Here is a 17,350-nt window from a genome sequence, read left to right as displayed (position 1 = left end):
CAGAACAGACATTTCTGTCTGTGCATTCCGGCTGGTTTGAGGCTGACGAACACGGTATTTAGCGGGCATAAGGGCCGCTCCAAACAATCGGATCATCAGGTGTTTCTTCTTCCGGCAGGCAATGACGGTCAATTAGGCGCTTGAGTACCTTTTGCCGTCCGAACTGTTCCTTCAGGCGCTGGAAGAGCGCGCCCTCTTGTTTGTTCGGTTTTTCAGGCGTGCCGACGATATAAAGCACACCATCTTTTCTGGCCCGATAGCGCGTGCCCTCAACCAGCAGAACCGCCCCCGCCGTCAACGCTTTTAGTTGTGTTTCGGTAACAGACAGGCCGATTGATGAGGCAAACGTATCTAGCTGGTATTCCAGCGGTGTCAGACCGCGTGACAACATGGCCTCTCCCGGTGTTTCTTTACGGGTAATTGATCGCTGCTCTCGCTCCCACTGCGTAGCGACTTCACGGTAGATGCGGGCGGTAGCCTCTCGCGCTGCTGCCACTTTGCCAGCCCAGGCTTTTTCAAGTTCTCCCGGCGATCTGTTATCCCCTTGCGATCTCAAAAACATCATCCGCTCCGCTGAGGTGTTCGCTCGCACTTTCGGCCAGGCGTCATCCTTCAGCGGGGTAGTAAGCGCCAACGCAGCTTGTAACAGGGGATTTTTCACTTTTTCACGAGGTGCAGTGCGCAATCGCAGGCGTAGGTGGTGCCGTTCTTTATGATCAAGACGGTCAAAATCATCGATCACGGCGTTATTGTCGGGTGGCACTGATTTGTTAATTTTTTGTTGCACCGTACAGTTATTGACAGTACTCCGAGAGGGCGCAGAGACGCCCCCAACGTCAAGAGCCACGTCAACGGCTAAACCCGATGGCGTAACACCATCGTCGCCGGTGCGCTTTTTGGGGACGATTTTGTATTCATTTATGTGAGTGACGATGGGGCAAGCCTCGCCTATCTCGGGCATGTAAATGCCACGTATGCGCTTGACGATCTCGCCGTAGTCGTTGGGCTTTTCTCGCGCTTCATACCAGGGGCGCACGGTAAGATCGGCGCGTCTAACGAAAGGGCCACCCTGAGCCATAACATAAGCAGCCCAGTCGGGTGCATTGGCGGCATCGTGCACGACGGCACACTCGGCACTCAGCCCCATCGCCGTATCATGATCATTGAGTTTGCGAAATTCCCGCCAGGGGCTGACCGGGACGCTTCCCAAAAACTGGAACTGTTTTATGCCCCACAGGGAAGCCCATGCCCCGATTGCGCGGGCGCTTTCTGTCATAGGTTGGTGCGTTTCGTCATCCAGCAGGCCGTCCAGGGCATAACCATCAATATTCTTTGCGATGTATTTGGCGATATAGCCAGTGGCAGAGCCTTTTTTCTTGTCGATAACTTCGCAGTAAAAACGCGCTTTACGCGCTTTGGCATTGATCAGCTCGTGATCATCTTCCTCGCAGGCGTAGTCATCAAAAATGCTAACTATCAGGCCTCGGTGTTCCGGCTGGATAAAAAGCAGCATATGCCAGTGGGGCGTGCCGTCATGATGGGCTTCCGCGACACGGACACCAAAATAAGGCAGTTTTTTGCGCCCCAGTTTGGCGCGGATTTTCCCCCACAGCAGGGAAAAATAGCGCTGTGTCTCATTGGGCAGTGCGCCACGCCATTTGGGGTTAAAGTGCCCGTGCCGGGTAGTGGCGTGATACTTAGACGGTGCAGTCAGTGTCAGGAATACCCCTTCGTAACCCAACTGATCAGCCACATCGTTATAGCCGCGAACGCGCACCATCAGTTCATGACGGCGGATTGTTGGATTGGCAACACTGGCGTACACCTTGTCAATCAGTGAAGCGCGTTCGCCGTTTTCATCCTCCAGTTCCATTTCTTTAAGGAATTCATGATTACGGCGTTTTTGTTCGCGGTGGTTACATCTGGCGTCATGACTGGCGTATGCGGCTTTACCTTTTTTCTTACTGACTTCACCCAGGGCGATAAACAACGCCTCGCGCCAGCGTTTGGCGTGAATAGTCAGTTGGCTAAGCCACCATTTTTCACTGCACATGCGAAAGATATCGCCAATCAATTTATCCAGAATGTCGCCAATGCTTTCATCATGGATATCGGCTTTATCAAAAACAGCCTGGCCCGGTGGCGTACGGCGAAAACGCTGGGTGATGACCGCTGCGCGGCGGTAGGCATCAAGTAGCTGTTGCGCATAAAGGCTGTCGGGTATTGCATCGTTGCTGGTAAGGTTGAAATCGTCGTCACCGATAATCAGCCTGACCTCGGCTTGAATAAAATCAACAATCGCGCGGGCCAGTGTATTTATGCTTCTGCGCCCACTGCCCGGCAGGCAGTTAAAGTCTATTGCCAGCGGAGCGGTATCACTGACGTGCACGGATACCGCCATGCGGCCATTTATCTGATCCAGGCGTGGCATTACCCTCTTGATGAAGGTATTCATCAAAAAGTTATTAGCTCGCCGAATCCCTTCGGGTTTGGTCTTCGCTCCGCGCTCGATCCAGTCCATCTTTTCGCGTATCCGGCGCTGTACAAAACCGGGCTGACGATTAAGTGTTTCCTGAGCGCGGGCTAATTGCTCTGCTAACTGGAGCCTGAGACGTTGATTGTCGCGGATAAGTCCTGGTGGCGGTTCAATGGCGGCGCGGGGGGCATTCCATGAATAAACCCCGGTGAACGCCTCAGCGTTTCCGGGGTAAGGCAGTGGGGGGGATGGAGCGTGACGGCCACGGGTTGCCGTGGTCATTCTGTGCCTTCCAGATATTCAGTGCTGTTAAACGCCTCGCTATGGGTATCACTGGTTTGGGGCTTGTCGATCTGCATGCTGATAATCCCTTTCCCGGTAAATATGATTCGTTGTTTGTTTTCAAGAAATAAGCGAAGGCGGCGTGAGCCGCCTTTCACTACCGTGCTTTGGCAAGGTATTTTTTCACGTAATTTTCCGCGCCTTTCTGCCGTAGCAATTTCATAAGCAGCCTGTCGTTTTTGAATTGATACTTCTCTGTATATAAAGTCATTTCATTGATTCCTTTTGGTTTTACATCACTGTGATAATCATCTAGCTGTATGTCGTATCGCCCATGACCAAGCCGCAGTCAGGCCGTGTTAGCCCTTCAGGCATTTTTGTAGGGGCTTTACGCATAGCGAAACCTCCGCACATTCAGCACACCGATCACTTCCCCGGCCTTTTTCCTCGATGCAACGGCAGCGCCCAGCGAACGGCTTACGCTGACTTCATGGAATTGGTAATGCTGGTAAATTTCACGCGTTGCGGGGGTGTCGCTATTTGAGATAACCACTGCTGCGTCAGTTTCATAACGCACACACTTTAAGTATTTAGCCAGTTGGCGGTGATGTTCACGCGTAAAGGCAGAATGATGATATTGCGTGAAATTGGCGGTATCACTGGCAGGCAGGTATGGCGGATCGCAATAGATAGCGCTGTTTTTGTTTATCGCTGTGCTTGTCAGAGTTTTGCGGAAATCTGCCACGACAAAAGCAGCTTTAGTGTCGTTGGCTTTTTCCGCAAACTGTCTGATTTCCTGTTCAGGAAAATAGGGATTTTTGTATTTCCCGTATGGGATATTAAAATCCCCATTATTGTTATAGCGGCACATACCGTTATAGCCGTGCCTGTTCAGATACAAAAACAATGCGGCAAGCTCTATGTTTGTACCGTATCCCGCATTGCGCTGATAGTTAAAACTGCGACGGCGTGCCGTATATTCATCTTTGCTGTTGCTATGCTGAAATAAAGTTTTTGCCACTGAAATTAACGCTTCCGTTTCAGTAGTCGCAACACGATAACAATTAATCAAATCAGCATTGATATCAGCCAGTACATAGCGGGGATAATCCGTATTCAGGAATGCAGACGCACCGCCAACGAATGGCTCTATAAGGCAATCACCTTTCGGCAAATGCTGGAGTAACTCAGGCAGGACGCGGGTTTTACCCCCCGCCCATTTGAGGAACGGGCGGATCATAATTCACCGCCTTGATTCTGAGCCAACCGAAACACGATAGCAGAAACCAATACAGCCTGATTGATAGCATCATATATGGCGTTATGCGGTATGCCGAAATATGATCGAACATCCACCCCCAACGCGAAGCCAACTTCTTTAATTGTCCTTACGTCCCGCTCATTCCGATAATTCCATGGAATATCTGTATCTGTACGCTCAAATGCTGATTTCAAAATGATGCAATCAAATGAAGGGCTATTTGCCCATACCTGCAATGTGTCAAGACTTTCAGCGTTCTCTGTCAGCCAGTCGCTAAACTTACTGACCGCGGCCCAAATCGGGCACATATCGTCTCTGATTAATTCTGCGCGTGCCTCAGCGGATTGACGCAGCCACCATTTTATAGTGTCGCCATCTGGCGCTGCGCCGTTCTTCATGTCGCTTTCAAAATCGACGTGGCAATAGAATTGTTCGCCCAATCCACCGGTGTTCGGATCGAAGAACACAGCGCCAATGGAAGCAATTGGCGCGTTAGGATTTGTCCCCAACGTTTCAAGGTCAATCATTACGTGGTTCATGCGATGATCTCCCGTGCCGAGTTTTCGAAGCGTTCAGACTCTTTGCGCAGCAGTTCAATGATTTCTACGGAGGAATACTCTTTTTTCTGTGCATGAATAGACAGGGTGGCAAGGCGAACTGAAAAGGCTAAATGCTGGTCTTTTTTTTCTTCCAGACGCGCTTTGGTTAGCAGGCCAACGAGCGCATTGTTATCTGCTACTCGCATTGGTTTAACTTCTGCATTTCTCATGGTGATTTCCTTTTTTCAGGTAATAGAAGTCCTGGCGGGTTTACGCCTTAAAACGCCGGATTTATTACAGTGGTAAAATTAGATTCTTGGGGAATAAACTCACAACTGCCTTGAGCTTATTCATTGCTTTAATCAGCCTTTCTTTCTCGTCAGTTGTCAGTTCATTAAATTTCAAACGCTGCCGTTCCTTATCAATATCAGCCAAATCAAACAGAGCTGACAGAACGCGAATGTTATCTTGATAACCCGGCTCGTATTTATCGCGCATATCATCGATAAAGCGACACATATCCCTTTCACCACTTGCCGGGAAGAACTTACCCCGTAACGCTGCAATATGGTTTAGCCCCTCAACCCTGGCGCTTATGCCAATCTCAATGGCGCGGGCGGATTCTGTGTTAGCCATGGCGCTACGCCTTAATACCTATCAGATGCGCAAACCAACTGCGGCGCTTGCGTTCCGGTATGTAAGGTTTGTTGCTTTGTGGATGAAAATAAACTTGCTGTGGTTTAGGTGAGCAACGACGCCCGTTAGAATGTTCAAACCACCCAGCATTACGGCATGTTGCGTAAACGCCATGCTTAGGTGCGGGTGACTGATATTTGAGAAAAGGCGCAACGCTAATTACGGGTTCATTTTGCATGATTAAGAATCTCATCAATTATTCTACGAGCTTCGAGTGAAGAAAAAGCCAACCCTAAATAATCGCTTCCGCGTGTTATTTGATAACGTCTAACCTTATAAGGTTTTTTTCGCGGTAATTTCCAAATCGTGAATCCGCGATGGAATGAAATATGCTCATTTAGCTGTATTAATTCCATTTCTACCCTCGCGATATTTTATTGATTTATTACTTCTTGCCCTTCTTATGAGTCCCCTTGATTCAGATTTTCTTTACCACATCAATATTCGCTTTGGTTCTGGCCCTCTGTCATGCCCTGACCGGTGTAAAACAGCCGGATAACACTATCAATCTGCTTGGCACTGGCTATATCTCCGGTGGTATAGGCATCGTCTAATGCATCTTCCAGATCAATACTCAGACGGTAGGCGTAGTCGTTAATTAACCACTGGCGTAGCTCAAGGGCTATAGCCGTCGCAGCACGGAGATTTGCCAACTTGGCTTGATAGCCCTGCATTAGTTCGTTTATCAATGTGGCGTAGATCGGCTGCATTGTCTTTCCTCTACAAACGTCGGCGAGCCTGGCGCTCTACGTCTGCTTTGCGCGCCCGATAAGCTTTGCGCATGGCTTCGGCACGTTTCTGCCGGATCCTGTCTATCTCTCTGTCGAAGAATGCATAGAGTATGAAGCCAACAGGGATCATGCTGAGTAGCACGAGGGTGAAATCACTCATTGGCGGCAAGCTCCCCTCCTTCTTTCTCCAAAGGTTGAGCTTTTATCAAGATGGTTAAACCCATCCAGATACATAAGAGCGTAATAAGCCACCATGTTTACTTGAAGTAATTCTCTTCTGTTGGGAATCATTCGTGGTGCCATTGGCAGATACCCTCCCTCAACATCGTCTTGAACCCGCTTCAAGGTCGTTTCGTAAAAGTCAGCAAACTCTTTAAGCTTCATTTTAGGCTTGATTTTTTTTTCAATCAGATGGGTAAGAGCAAGCTCCATAGCCTCACGCTCGCGAGCGCCGCAGACCGGCAATCTCACCACATTTCTGGCATTTGATGTCGCTGCCCTAACGGGGGTGCTTTTATGTGTTGCCGTCATACGCTATCCTCTTAGATCGGTTTAGATTGGCTTAAACAACCTCCGATATAGGAGGTTAAATAATCCTAACTCCTATATAGGCGGACTGTCAATGACTCTAAGTGAAAAAATGAAGGCGATTAGAAAAGCTGAAGGTTTAACCATGGCAGAGTTTTGCCAACTTATTGAAATATCAACAAGTACCATGGAAAAATATGAAATGGGGAAATTTGAACCCGGCGGAACAGCCTTAACGAAGATAACCCACCACTCACGATTCATGAAATACACGCTGTGGTTAATGTCTGATCAAATAGCTCCAGAATCCGGACAAATATCTCCATCTCTCTCCCCTGATGGGTACAGCAAAACATCCAACAACCAAAGAATCAAAAAGGCTGGCTGATCGCCTTGAAGATCATGAAGAAATGGTCTATCGGCGGCATATGCAGCGAAAAAACACATTGGTTAGATAATGACTAATGATCAATAACAAGATGAAAAGAAACTTTTTTTAAAAGCAGGAAGCATGAGCATTAAATCACTAGGAACCGACGGCTGGCTGGTTGATGTTCGCCCCCAAGGACGTACTGGGAAGCGTATTCGCAAAAAATTTTCTACGAAGTCAGAGGCTCAACAATATGAACGTTGGGCCATTGCAACACTGAATAACAAGGATTGGCTAGATAAACCCACAGATCGTCGGCCATTGTCAGTGTTAATTGAATTATGGTGGAAGCACAAAGGGCAGTTACTCAGAGATGGCCCTCGACTGCATCGAAAACTTATTGCGCTGGATCAAAGAATGAAGCACACCACGGCAGATAAGATTAGCCCTGCTACTTTCTCTGACTATAGAGCACTGAGGCTAGAGCAAGGGATAAAGCCAAAAACGATTAACATAGAGCAAGAGTTTCTTGGCAATGTTTTCTCAACCCTCATTACCCTGGGGCATTACCACTGTGAGAATCCACTGGCTGGAATGAAAAAAATCAAGCTAGTTAAAAAAAGAAATGGGATTTTTGCACCTAAGTGAAAGAGACTGTAAAATAATCTGTGTAAATGGCATTTTGAGGAAAACCTTCAAAGGATAACAAAATGCCTATCAGCAACGAACTTATTGACCAACTGCTTCAAGATTGTCACTCCCCTCAGGATCTGCTGGGTGAATCAGGCCTACTCAAGGTGCTGACTAAAAGACTGGCGGAACGGGTTCTTGAAGCTGAGATGGAGATGCACCTTGGGTATGCTAAGCATGACCCGGCTGGTAATCATTCAGGCAACTCACGCAATGGCAAGATATCCAAGAGCGTACGTAGCCAAAATGGGGAGATCGAGCTCGATATTCCGCGCGACCGCAACAGTACCTTCGAGCCGACACTGATCGGTAAGCACGAAAAACAGCTTAACGGCTTCGATGACCGCATTATTTCTCTCTATTCCAGAGGGTTATCAACCCGTGATATTCAGGCACACTTTAAAGAAGTCTACGGGGTCGATGTTTCCGCTGGCTTCATTTCTCAAGTGACCAATGCTGTGATGGATGAAGTTAAGCGCTGGCAGCAACGGCCGCTGGATGCGCTTTATCCCATTGTTTACCTTGACTGTATTGTTGTCAAAAGCCAGGACGGCGGAGCCGTGGCCAACAAGTCTGTTTATCTGGCCCTCGGCGTCAACGGCCAGGGCGAAAAAGAGCTGCTGGGGCTATGGATAGCCAAAACTGAGGGGGCCAAGTTCTGGTTATCTGTGATGACAGAACTGAAAAATCGTGGGCTAAAGGACATCTTCGTCGCCTGCTGCGATGGCCTGAAAGGCTTTCCTGATGCCATTGAAGCTGTTTACCCGCATACGCGGGTACAGCTCTGCATTGTGCATCAGGTGCGGAACTCGCTGCGCTACGTCGGCTGGAAAGAGCGTAAGGCCGTTGCTGCTGACCTGCGCACCATCTATAGTTCCGCAACGCTAGAGGGCGCTGAAGAGGCCCTGGATGCCTTCGCGGCCAAATGGGATGAACAGTTCCCGACGATCAGCCCGTCGTGGAGAAATAATTGGGAACGTCTCATCGTCATTTTTGACTTTCCGCCGGAGATCCGCAAGGTTATCTACACCACCAACGCGATAGAGTCGTTAAATGCTTCATTGCGCAAGATAACGAAAACGCGACGAATATTTCCAACGGATGACTCGGTGATAAAATTACTCTATCTAGCCTTGCATAATATCTCTGCTAAATGGACCTTGCCAATCAGAGACTGGAAACCTGCTATGAGCCAATTCATGTTGATGTATGGAGAACGAATCTCCGGTTAAGCAATGGAGCCATTTACACAAAATTCTTTACAGACTCAAGTGAAATTGCAGATCTGTTATCTCGTCTTGAAGGAGATAATCAACGGGTCACAAAGCTATGCCTAGCTACGGGGGCACGCTGGAGCGAGTCCGCGTCAATGACCGCAGATCGTGTAATTCACGAAAAAGTTACATTCATCCGCACTAAGAATGGAACTAATCGCACCGTACCAATATCTCCAGAAATGGCAAAAGAAATTACAAAAGACCGCAGACATGTCCTGTTCCCAAACGCAAACTACCAAGAAGTACGCAGAACTATAAAAAATGTTGCCCCGCATCTGCCTGATGGCCAAGGGACTCACGTACTTCGACATACATTCGCCAGTCACTTTATGATGAACGGAGGTAATATCCTAGCGCTACAGAAAATCCTAGGTCACAGCCAAATAGAACAAACCATGGTATATGCTCATTTTGCCCCTGATTATCTAAACGACGCAGTAAAATTTAACCCACTGATGAAAATAACGTGATAACAAACTACAATAAAAATAGCCGTGGTGAGCGTAAAAAAAACGTCCACAAAATGGCCCAAACACATCGGTTTTGTTGGATTTAGATTGCCTTCAATTACAGAGCAATGTATTGTAATAAAATCAATTTACTGATTTTAAACATAATCATCGAGAGGCTGATGCCTCCCATCTGCGTTTCTGGCCAGCGCTCATGGACTGGAATTTTCATTCACACATTCATGCGACAGACATTGCATTGAAAAAACGACACGTATCATGACCTTATCAACCCAAAGCAGCAAAACCAAAGCCTGGCTGGACAGCTTGCGTCCGAAAACGCTTCCATTATAGCCAAGCGACTTAATTTTGATTACACCATATGGACTGAGAACAAACTCTCTGTATCGCAACCCATCTCTCTTTTTTTGCTTTTTGCTTGTGCCCATTTATGCTCAATTGGGTTAAGATCTGGCGAATATGTAGGCAAATACTCCACCATATACCCTGCATCGATGATGACTTGTTGAATATTATGTTTTTTGTGAAAAGTGGCATTGTCCATCATGATTACACTGTTTTTAGGGAGTACTGGGATAAGGACTTGTGTGACCCAGGCATAGAAAACATCGCTGTTAATATTGATATCAAATAATCCGATAGCAAACAGCGTTGTGCCTAATAAAGCGCCGATAACATTTGTTCTTCCCCTAGCTCCCCAGTTCTTCAGGCCAAAACACCGTTGACCTTTTGGGGAATAGCCGTGAGTCCGTGGGGCATCGTGTGAAAAACCACTTTCATCAATAAAAACAATAGGTTTACCTTCTTTTTCATACTGTTGTTTTTTTTGTTGAAATCCCTGCCGGGCGTTTTCGTCGGCTTTCGGATGACGTAGAGTTTTTTTTATAGGTCAATCCCAGCTTTTTAAGCGCTTGCCAAATGGCCTTCTGACAAACGCCAAAACGCTCTGCACGTTCTTTTTGGTAAGCATCTGGATATTGTTCAACATCTTTTATCAACTCGGATTTATCGATCTTTCGCTGACGCGTGGTCGATGCTTTTGACTCTATAGCTAAACGACTTAATTTTGATTACATTATTTAAATGAGCTATTCAATTGATTTTAGACGTAAAGTGATATCTACACGGAAAAACGAAGGGTTGAGTATCCGAGAAACAGCGAAGCAATTTCGGATTGGCCCTGCCTCTGTATCGCGTTGGATTAATCAAATAGAGTCAAAAGCATCGACCACGCGTCAGCGAAAGATCGATAAATCCGAGTTGATAAAAGATGTTGAACAATATCCAGATGCTTACCAAAAAGAACGTGCAGAGCGTTTTGGCGTTTGTCAGAAGGCCATTTGGCAAGCGCTTAAAAAGCTGGGATTGACCTATAAAAAAAACTCTACGTCATCCGAAAGCCGACGAAAACGCCCGGCAGGGATTTCAACAAAAAAAACAACAGTATGAAAAAGAAGGTAAACCTATTGTTTTTATTGATGAAAGTGGTTTTTCACACGATGCCCCACGGACTCACGGCTATTCCCCAAAAGGTCAACGGTGTTTTGGCCTGAAGAACTGGGGAGCTAGGGGAAGAACAAATGTTATCGGCGCTTTATTAGGCACAACGCTGTTTGCTATCGGATTATTTGATATCAATATTAACAGCGATGTTTTCTATGCCTGGGTCACACAAGTCCTTATCCCAGTACTCCCTAAAAACAGTGTAATCATGATGGACAATGCCACTTTTCACAAAAAACATAATATTCAACAAGTCATCATCGATGCAGGGTATATGGTGGAGTATTTGCCTACATATTCGCCAGATCTTAACCCAATTGAGCATAAATGGGCACAAGCAAAAAGCAAAAAAAGAGAGATGGGTTGCGATACAGAGAGTTTGTTCTCAGTCCATATGGTGTAATCAAAATTAAGTCGCTTGGCTATATTTGATTAATCCAACGCGATACAGAGGCAGGGCCAATCCGAAATTGCTTCGCTGTTTCTCGGATACTCAACCCTTCGTTTTTCCGTGTAGATATCACTTTACGTCTAAAATCAATTGAATAGCTCATTTAAATAATGTAATCAAAATTAAGTCGTTTAGCTATACTGATACGCATCAAGTTAACATTTGATGATTTTGCCAACACTTGCCTTTAAGGGATATACTCAGGATCCCGGCGGCAAACTGACGTTAATCCGATGAAATACGATACTTCCGAGCTGTGCGATATCTATCACGAAGAGGTGAACGTTGTTGAACCTCTGTTTTCCAACTTTGGAGGACGCACTTCCTTTGGTGGCAAAATCACCACGGTGAAATGCTTTGAGGATAACGGCATCCTCTACGATGTGCTGGAAGAGAGCGGCGTAGGCCGTGTACTTCTGGTGGATGGCGGCGGTTCTTTGCGTCGTGCCTTGATCGATGCCGAATTGGCCCGTCTGGCAACACAAAGCGCCTGGGAAGGCATTGTCGTCTACGGTGCGGTGCGCCAGGTGGACGATCTGGAAGAGTTGGATATCGGCATTCAGGCCATGGCCGCCATTCCAGTGGGTGCCGCCAGTGAAGGGGTTGGCGAAAGCGATATTCGCGTCAATTTCGGCGGCGTGACCTTCTTCTCCGGCGATCATCTGTATGCCGATAATACCGGCATTATCCTGTCGGAAGATCCGCTGGATATCGAATAGTTCGGCAAGCGCGTATTAATAAAAAAGGGCGCAATGCGCCCTTTTTTGACTTTTGCGTTTCTCGCTTAGACTTCTTCCATCTTGCCCAGCAGCGCGCGCAGGCGTTCCTGCCAGACAACCTGTTCTTCTTTCAAGTGTTCGTTTTCACGCACCAGGGTTTCACGGGATTCAGCGGCCTGCTGTACTTCCTGGCTCAACTGACCGTTCTTTTCTTTCAGCTCTTCGATTTCCATTTGCAATAATGTAATGGTATCAATCGCCTGCTGAACTTTGGCTTCCAGTTTCTCAAACACTTCAAATGACATTCTTTAACCCCTTTTAATCGCAAGGCACCAATGAGGCGTACTATCTCCCCTTCCCATGCCAATCCCGTTTCACATACGCTCGCTATCACGCTTGCGTTAAGGATGGCACTCCACCAGCACGTCTCTTTCGTTCAGTGTATCGGTAAATTGTATGGGGCTGTCAGGGCGCTGTCTAGCAGGCATCCACTCTGATGGGAGTCTTGATCGTTTTTTTGCCACCACAATCAGTGCAAACTGAAATTACGTGCTTGCTTGTATCATAATTTGCACGCTACCTTTCTGCCCACCCGCGCTCATGTTAACAACGTTAACGCCGTCATTAACATGAAACGGGCGTAAGTAACCGTACAGTGGCGCTTTGATAGGCGAATACGCTCATTTTTATGACGAACAACACACATTTTGATTTCGATATTTCTCGTTTTCTAACATTAACGATAAATTCACATCGTCCACACATTTATACAGGGTCGCTCTATGTCAGCGGCCTGAACATTACTCTGTAGCCCCGTAAACAGGAAACCATTATGAGTCAATCAAGAGTGCCAACCTTAAAAGGCCAATGTATCGCCGAGTTTCTCGGCACCGGTCTGCTAATCTTCTTTGGAGTGGGTTGCGTGGCAGCGTTAAAACTTGCCGGTGCCAGCTTTGGTCAATGGGAAATCAGCGCCGTCTGGGGTTTAGGCGTCGCCATGGCGGTCTACCTGACCGCGGCTATTTCCGGTGCCCACCTCAACCCGGCGGTCACTATCGCCCTGTGGCTGTTCGCCTGCTTTGACGGACGCAAAGTGGTTCCTTACATCATTGCACAGGTGGCGGGTGCCTTCTGCTCTGCCGCGTTGGTGTATGGCCTTTATCACAATTTGTTCGCAGATTTTGAACAGACTCACAACATCGTGCGCGGTAGTGTGGAAAGTTTAAATCTGGCGGGCACGTTCTCAACCTATCCGCATCCGCAGATTTCCGTATTCCAGGCCTTCGTGGTGGAAATGGTTATCACCGCCGTACTGATGTGTTTGATCCTGGCGCTCACCGACGATGGCAACGGCGTGCCACGCGGTCCGTTAGCGCCGCTGCTGATCGGTATCCTGATCGCAGTAATCGGTGCCTCTATGGGGCCGTTGACCGGGTTTGCGTTAAACCCAGCACGCGACTTCGGTCCAAAACTGTTCGCCTATCTGGCAGGCTGGGGACAAGTGGCCTTCACCGGCGCGCGTGATATTCCTTATTTCCTCGTGCCGATTTTCGGACCGATCGTTGGGGCATGTTTGGGTGCCTTCGGCTACCGCGCTCTGATCGGCCGTAACTTGCCTTGCGATGTCTGCGAAGTAGAAGACAAAGAAACGCAGCGCACTGAAGCACGCTAAGCGACGCCCACGGCATACGCTTTTTTACCCGCTACACAACAGGATTAGAACCTATGACACCGGAAAAAAAATACATTGTCGCGCTGGATCAGGGTACTACCAGCTCCCGCGCCGTCATACTCGATCATGATGCCAACATCATCGCCATCTCCCAGCGCGAATTCACCCAGATTTACCCCAAAGCGGGCTGGGTTGAACACGACCCGATGGAAATCTGGGCAACGCAAAGCGCTACCCTGGTTGAAGTGCTGGCCAAAGCCGATATCAGCTCCGATGAAGTCGCCGGTATTGGTATCACCAACCAGCGTGAAACCACGGTGGTGTGGGAAAAAGAGACAGGCAAACCGATTTACAACGCTATCGTATGGCAATGCCGTCGTACCGCTGATATTTGTGAAACCCTGAAAAAACAAGGCCTGGAAGATTATATCCGTACCAACACGGGCCTGGTGGTTGACCCTTACTTCTCCGGCACCAAGGTGAAGTGGATTCTTGACAACGTGGAAGGGGCACGCGAGCGCGCCAAACGTGGCGAACTGCTGTTCGGCACCATTGATACCTGGCTGATTTGGAAAATGACCCAGGGTCGCGTACACGTGACCGATTACACCAACGCCTCACGTACCATGCTGTTCAACATCAAGACGTTGGACTGGGACGACCGCATGCTGGAAGCGCTGGATATCCCGCGTATTATGCTGCCGCAAGTGCGTCCTTCTTCCGAAGTCTATGGTCAAACCAACATTGGCGGTAAAGGCGGCACGCGTATTCCTATCGCAGGTATCGCCGGTGACCAGCAAGCTGCACTGTACGGCCAGCTTTGCGTTCAGCCGGGCATGGCGAAAAATACCTACGGTACAGGCTGCTTCCTGCTGATGAACACGGGCAAAGAGCCGGTGAAATCCCAGCATGGCCTGCTGACCACCATCGCTTGCGGCCCGCGTGGCGAAGTGAACTACGCGCTGGAAGGTTCTGTATTCGTGGGCGGTGCCTCTATCCAATGGCTGCGTGATGAGCTGAAACTGATCGGTGAATCCATGGACTCCGAATATTTCGCCACCAAGGTGAAAGATTCTAACGGTGTCTACGTTGTCCCGGCCTTTACCGGACTGGGCGCACCTTATTGGGACCCTTATGCCCGTGGTGCCATCTTCGGTCTGACGCGCGGCGTGAATTCCAACCACATCATCCGTGCTACGTTGGAATCCATTGCTTATCAAACGCGTGACGTGCTGGATGCGATGCAGGCGGATTCAGGCACACGTCTGCAATCACTGCGCGTTGATGGCGGTGCCGTTGCTAACAACTTCCTGATGCAGTTCCAGTCCGATATCCTCGGCACCCGCGTAGAACGCCCTGAAATGCGCGAATCTACCGCACTGGGTGCCGCGTTCCTGGCAGGTCTGGCTACTGGCTTCTGGAATGATTTGGATGAAGTGAAGAGCAAGGCAACGATTGAACGTGAATTCCGCCCCAGCATTGAAACCGTGGAGCGTAACTATCGTTACAGCGGCTGGAAGAAAGCCGTGGCGCGTGCTCAAGCGTGGGAACATCACGAATAATTCCCGTAGGGAAAACAAAAAGGGCGCAGCGGTAGCTGCGCCCTTTTTTATTAACCGGCAACGGGTAATCGCTCAGGCGTCAGCGCATTGATGCAGCGCTGTACCACGCCGTCGACGGGTGGGGCAATATCGACCGCTACCACATCCGTTTCGTCCGCCAGTGGCGTTTCCAGCGCCATAAACTGGCTTTTGAGCAAACTTTCCTGCATGAAATGGACTTCGCGCTGCTGCATACGTGCTAGCACCAGCGCGTAATCGCCTGTCAGCCAAAGAAAGGTGATGCCGTGATTATCCTTTCTAAGCCGATCGCGGTAGCGCTTTTTCAGCGATGAGCAGACCAAAATACCTGTCTCATTCTTTTGTTGCAGGCTAAAGATCACATCGTTTAACCGCTCGAGCCAAGGCTCACGGTCATCATCATTCAGCGCCTGCCCTTGCGACATCTTGAGTATATTGTGACGCGGATGCAAATCGTCACCATCGATGAACTTGGCCCCTAACCGCTGTGCCAAACGCGCACCCACGCTCGATTTTCCCGTGCTGGATACGCCCATGATCACCACGCATTGTCCTGCCATAACGGCTCCTTGTTACATTGCGTGTTTAAACGGCAACCAGCATGCCGCCATCCACAAACAACAAATGTCCGTTAACAAAATCAGAGGCGCGTGAAGAGAGATAAACCGCCGCGCCGATCAGCTCTTCCGGATTACCCCAGCGCGCCGCGGGGGTACGTTTACACAGCCATTGGGTAAAGGCTTCATCCTCGACCAGCGCTTTGGTCATGTCGGTTTTGAAATAACCCGGCGCAATGCCATTGACCTGAATGTTATAACGCGCAAGCTCAACGCACATCCCGCGCGTCAGCATTTTTACCGCCCCTTTTGAGGCAGCGTAAGGCGTAATAGTGTCTCGCCCAAGCTCACTCTGCATTGAACAGATATTAATAATTTTGCCGCGTTGCCGTTTCACCATAAAGCGAGATACAGCCTGAGACACCAGAAACACGGATTTCTGATTGACGTCGATCACCGCATCCCACTCATTTTCAGGAAACTCAGTGAAAGGGTGACGGCGTTGGATACCCGCATTATTAATCAGCACGTCGATTGCGCCAATATTTTCTTCAATATCAGCAATGGCGTTATTAACTGCCTGACCGTTGGTCACATCAAAAGCACAGGCATAGGCCACAAATCCGGCATCACGTAATTGGCTGGCAGCATGTTCAGCACGATCGTCGGTAATATAGCCAAGCGACTTAATTTTGATTACACCATATGGATTGAGAACAAACTCTCTGTATCGCAACCCATCTCTCTTTTTTTGCTTTTTGCTTGTGCCCATTTATGCTCAATTGGGTTAAGATCTGGCGAATATGTAGGCAAATACTCCACCATATACCCTGCATCGATGATGACTTGTTGAATATTATGTTTTTTGTGAAAAGTGGCATTGTCCATCATGATTACACTGTTTTTAGGGAGTACTGGGATAAGGACTTGTGTGACCCAGGCATAGAAAACATCGCTGTTAATATTGATATCAAATAATCCGATAGCAAACAGCGTTGTGCCTAATAAAGCGCCGATAACATTTGTTCTTCCCCTAGCTCCCCAGTTCTTCAGGCCAAAACACCGTTGACCTTTTGGGGAATAGCCGTGAGTCCGTGGGGCATCGTGTGAAAAACCACTTTCATCAATAAAAACAATAGGTTTACCTTCTTTTTCATACTGTTGTTTTTTTTGTTGAAATCCCTGCCGGGCGTTTTCGTCGGCTTTCGGATGACGTAGAGTTTTTTTTATAGGTCAATCCCAGCTTTTTAAGCGCTTGCCAAATGGCCTTCTGACAAACGCCAAAACGCTCTGCACGTTCTTTTTGGTAAGCATCTGGATATTGTTCAACATCTTTTATCAACTCGGATTTATCGATCTTTCGCTGACGCGTGGTCGATGCTTTTGACTCTATTTGATTAATCCAACGCGATACAGAGGCAGGGCCAATCCGAAATTGCTTCGCTGTTTCTCGGATACTCAACCCTTCGTTTTTCCGTGTAGATATCACTTTACGTCTAAAATCAATTGAATAGCTCATTTAAATAATGTAATCAAAATTAAGTCGTT

At 48.2% G+C, this 17,350-nt stretch carries 25 protein-coding genes; 9 read left to right on the top strand and 16 right to left on the bottom strand.

All coding sequences use genetic code 11. The features are described from left to right. Positions 1–58: 58 nt before the first annotated feature. The 8 genes from ACQGXV_RS09000 to ACQGXV_RS08965 all read right to left on the bottom strand — a co-directional run bounded on the left by ACQGXV_RS09000 (position 59) and on the right by ACQGXV_RS08965 (position 6,516). Positions 59–2,758, bottom strand: coding sequence for a replication endonuclease (locus ACQGXV_RS09000; protein ID WP_440866203.1), 2,700 nt, complete (start codon positions 2,756–2,758; stop codon positions 59–61). Positions 2,759–3,146: 388 nt separating this feature from the next. After that, positions 3,147–3,998 (bottom strand): DNA adenine methylase, encoded by an 852-nt coding sequence (locus ACQGXV_RS08995; protein ID WP_440866202.1) that lies wholly within the window; start codon positions 3,996–3,998, stop codon positions 3,147–3,149. Continuing rightward, on the bottom strand, positions 3,995–4,558 hold the full coding sequence (locus ACQGXV_RS08990) for a 3'-5' exonuclease (protein WP_440866201.1): 564 nt from the start codon (positions 4,556–4,558) through the stop codon (positions 3,995–3,997). The genes ACQGXV_RS08995 and ACQGXV_RS08990 overlap by 4 nt, the downstream gene beginning before the upstream one ends. Beyond that, the gene (locus ACQGXV_RS08985) at positions 4,555–4,788 is read right to left on the bottom strand and encodes a DUF2732 family protein (protein ID WP_440866200.1); all 234 of its coding nucleotides are present in this window, start codon (positions 4,786–4,788) and stop codon (positions 4,555–4,557) included. The genes ACQGXV_RS08990 and ACQGXV_RS08985 overlap by 4 nt, the downstream gene beginning before the upstream one ends. 64 nt (positions 4,789–4,852) lie before the next feature. After that, the gene (locus ACQGXV_RS08980; RefSeq protein WP_440866199.1) at positions 4,853–5,194 is read right to left on the bottom strand and encodes a DUF5347 family protein; all 342 of its coding nucleotides are present in this window, start codon (positions 5,192–5,194) and stop codon (positions 4,853–4,855) included. 227 nt (positions 5,195–5,421) lie between these two features. Next, positions 5,422–5,610 carry a DUF4761 domain-containing protein gene (locus ACQGXV_RS08975; protein WP_440863380.1) on the bottom strand — a complete coding sequence of 63 codons (189 nt, stop codon included), beginning with the start codon at positions 5,608–5,610 and terminating at the stop codon, positions 5,422–5,424. Between the two features lie 81 nt (positions 5,611–5,691). Then, a complete protein-coding gene (locus tag ACQGXV_RS08970) occupies positions 5,692–5,964 on the bottom strand; it encodes a hypothetical protein (protein ID WP_440866198.1) in 273 nt (90 codons plus the stop codon). A gap of 177 nt (positions 5,965–6,141) precedes the next feature. After that, positions 6,142–6,516 (bottom strand): hypothetical protein, encoded by a 375-nt coding sequence (locus tag ACQGXV_RS08965; RefSeq protein ID WP_440866197.1) that lies wholly within the window; start codon positions 6,514–6,516, stop codon positions 6,142–6,144. Positions 6,517–6,625: 109 nt separating this feature from the next. On the opposite strand from ACQGXV_RS08965, the gene ACQGXV_RS08960 reads away from it, so the two are divergent. The 4 genes from ACQGXV_RS08960 to ACQGXV_RS08945 all read left to right on the top strand — a co-directional run bounded on the left by ACQGXV_RS08960 (position 6,626) and on the right by ACQGXV_RS08945 (position 9,320). Further along, positions 6,626–6,901 (top strand): helix-turn-helix domain-containing protein, encoded by a 276-nt coding sequence (locus ACQGXV_RS08960; protein WP_440866196.1) that lies wholly within the window; start codon positions 6,626–6,628, stop codon positions 6,899–6,901. A 123-nt stretch (positions 6,902–7,024) separates the two neighbouring features. Beyond that, positions 7,025–7,531: a phage integrase gene (locus ACQGXV_RS08955; protein ID WP_440866195.1), complete on the top strand. Its 507-nt coding sequence runs from the start codon at positions 7,025–7,027 to the stop codon at positions 7,529–7,531. Between the two features lie 62 nt (positions 7,532–7,593). Next, positions 7,594–8,805, top strand: coding sequence for an IS256 family transposase (locus ACQGXV_RS08950; protein ID WP_440866194.1), 1,212 nt, complete (start codon positions 7,594–7,596; stop codon positions 8,803–8,805). After that, positions 8,727–9,320, top strand: coding sequence for a tyrosine-type recombinase/integrase (locus ACQGXV_RS08945; protein WP_440866193.1), 594 nt, complete (start codon positions 8,727–8,729; stop codon positions 9,318–9,320). Before ACQGXV_RS08950 ends, ACQGXV_RS08945 begins: the two co-directional genes overlap by 79 nt. A 352-nt stretch (positions 9,321–9,672) precedes the next feature. Here ACQGXV_RS08945 and ACQGXV_RS08940 read toward each other — a convergent pair whose 3' ends face one another. Together ACQGXV_RS08940 and ACQGXV_RS08935 are read right to left on the bottom strand one after the other, a co-directional pair. Next, complete coding sequence (locus ACQGXV_RS08940) at positions 9,673–10,206, bottom strand: IS630 family transposase (protein WP_440862665.1); 534 nt, start codon at positions 10,204–10,206, stop codon at positions 9,673–9,675. Further along, positions 10,130–10,369: an IS630 transposase-related protein gene (locus ACQGXV_RS08935; RefSeq protein WP_440867346.1), complete on the bottom strand. Its 240-nt coding sequence runs from the start codon at positions 10,367–10,369 to the stop codon at positions 10,130–10,132. The genes ACQGXV_RS08940 and ACQGXV_RS08935 overlap by 77 nt, the downstream gene beginning before the upstream one ends. Before the next feature lie 34 nt (positions 10,370–10,403). Between ACQGXV_RS08935 and ACQGXV_RS08930 the strand changes: the two genes are divergently transcribed. Both ACQGXV_RS08930 and ACQGXV_RS08925 read left to right on the top strand, forming a co-directional pair. Further along, entirely contained in the window at positions 10,404–10,769 is a 366-nt protein-coding gene (locus ACQGXV_RS08930) for an IS630 transposase-related protein (RefSeq protein ID WP_440862584.1), read from the top strand. Beyond that, positions 10,693–11,226 carry an IS630 family transposase gene (locus ACQGXV_RS08925; protein WP_440862665.1) on the top strand — a complete coding sequence of 178 codons (534 nt, stop codon included), beginning with the start codon at positions 10,693–10,695 and terminating at the stop codon, positions 11,224–11,226. Before ACQGXV_RS08930 ends, ACQGXV_RS08925 begins: the two co-directional genes overlap by 77 nt. A gap of 19 nt (positions 11,227–11,245) precedes the next feature. Here ACQGXV_RS08925 and ACQGXV_RS08920 read toward each other — a convergent pair whose 3' ends face one another. Then, entirely contained in the window at positions 11,246–11,377 is a 132-nt protein-coding gene (locus tag ACQGXV_RS08920) for a helix-turn-helix domain-containing protein (protein ID WP_440863424.1), read from the bottom strand. A 130-nt stretch (positions 11,378–11,507) separates the two neighbouring features. Between ACQGXV_RS08920 and rraA the strand changes: the two genes are divergently transcribed. Then, entirely contained in the window at positions 11,508–11,993 is a 486-nt protein-coding gene (gene rraA / locus ACQGXV_RS08915; RefSeq protein ID WP_440866192.1) for a ribonuclease E activity regulator RraA, read from the top strand. Between the two features lie 65 nt (positions 11,994–12,058). Here rraA and zapB read toward each other — a convergent pair whose 3' ends face one another. After that, the gene (gene zapB / locus ACQGXV_RS08910) at positions 12,059–12,298 is read right to left on the bottom strand and encodes a septal ring assembly protein ZapB (protein ID WP_222159137.1); all 240 of its coding nucleotides are present in this window, start codon (positions 12,296–12,298) and stop codon (positions 12,059–12,061) included. A 527-nt stretch (positions 12,299–12,825) separates the two neighbouring features. Between zapB and ACQGXV_RS08905 the strand changes: the two genes are divergently transcribed. Next, positions 12,826–13,665 (top strand): MIP/aquaporin family protein, encoded by an 840-nt coding sequence (locus ACQGXV_RS08905; RefSeq protein WP_222159136.1) that lies wholly within the window; start codon positions 12,826–12,828, stop codon positions 13,663–13,665. A gap of 53 nt (positions 13,666–13,718) precedes the next feature. After that, the gene (glpK, locus tag ACQGXV_RS08900) at positions 13,719–15,227 is read left to right on the top strand and encodes a glycerol kinase GlpK (RefSeq protein WP_440866191.1); all 1,509 of its coding nucleotides are present in this window, start codon (positions 13,719–13,721) and stop codon (positions 15,225–15,227) included. A gap of 50 nt (positions 15,228–15,277) precedes the next feature. Here glpK and ACQGXV_RS08895 read toward each other — a convergent pair whose 3' ends face one another. The 4 genes from ACQGXV_RS08895 to ACQGXV_RS08880 are packed head-to-tail and all read right to left on the bottom strand — an operon-like array spanning position 15,278 to position 17,321. After that, the gene (locus ACQGXV_RS08895) at positions 15,278–15,805 is read right to left on the bottom strand and encodes a gluconokinase (RefSeq protein WP_440866190.1); all 528 of its coding nucleotides are present in this window, start codon (positions 15,803–15,805) and stop codon (positions 15,278–15,280) included. 25 nt (positions 15,806–15,830) lie between these two features. Further along, a complete protein-coding gene (gene idnO / locus ACQGXV_RS08890; RefSeq protein ID WP_440866189.1) occupies positions 15,831–16,574 on the bottom strand; it encodes a gluconate 5-dehydrogenase in 744 nt (247 codons plus the stop codon). Further along, positions 16,499–17,032 carry an IS630 family transposase gene (locus ACQGXV_RS08885; RefSeq protein ID WP_440867345.1) on the bottom strand — a complete coding sequence of 178 codons (534 nt, stop codon included), beginning with the start codon at positions 17,030–17,032 and terminating at the stop codon, positions 16,499–16,501. Before ACQGXV_RS08885 ends, idnO begins: the two co-directional genes overlap by 76 nt. Next, positions 16,956–17,321 carry an IS630 transposase-related protein gene (locus tag ACQGXV_RS08880; protein WP_440862584.1) on the bottom strand — a complete coding sequence of 122 codons (366 nt, stop codon included), beginning with the start codon at positions 17,319–17,321 and terminating at the stop codon, positions 16,956–16,958. The genes ACQGXV_RS08885 and ACQGXV_RS08880 overlap by 77 nt, the downstream gene beginning before the upstream one ends. Between the last annotated feature and the right edge of the window lie 29 nt (positions 17,322–17,350).

Origin of the sequence: Symbiopectobacterium purcellii (assembly GCF_052050035.1) — a bacterium.
Lineage (GTDB): Bacteria > Pseudomonadota > Gammaproteobacteria > Enterobacterales > Enterobacteriaceae > Symbiopectobacterium > Symbiopectobacterium purcellii_A.
This window is presented reverse-complemented; position numbering and strand designations above follow the sequence as displayed.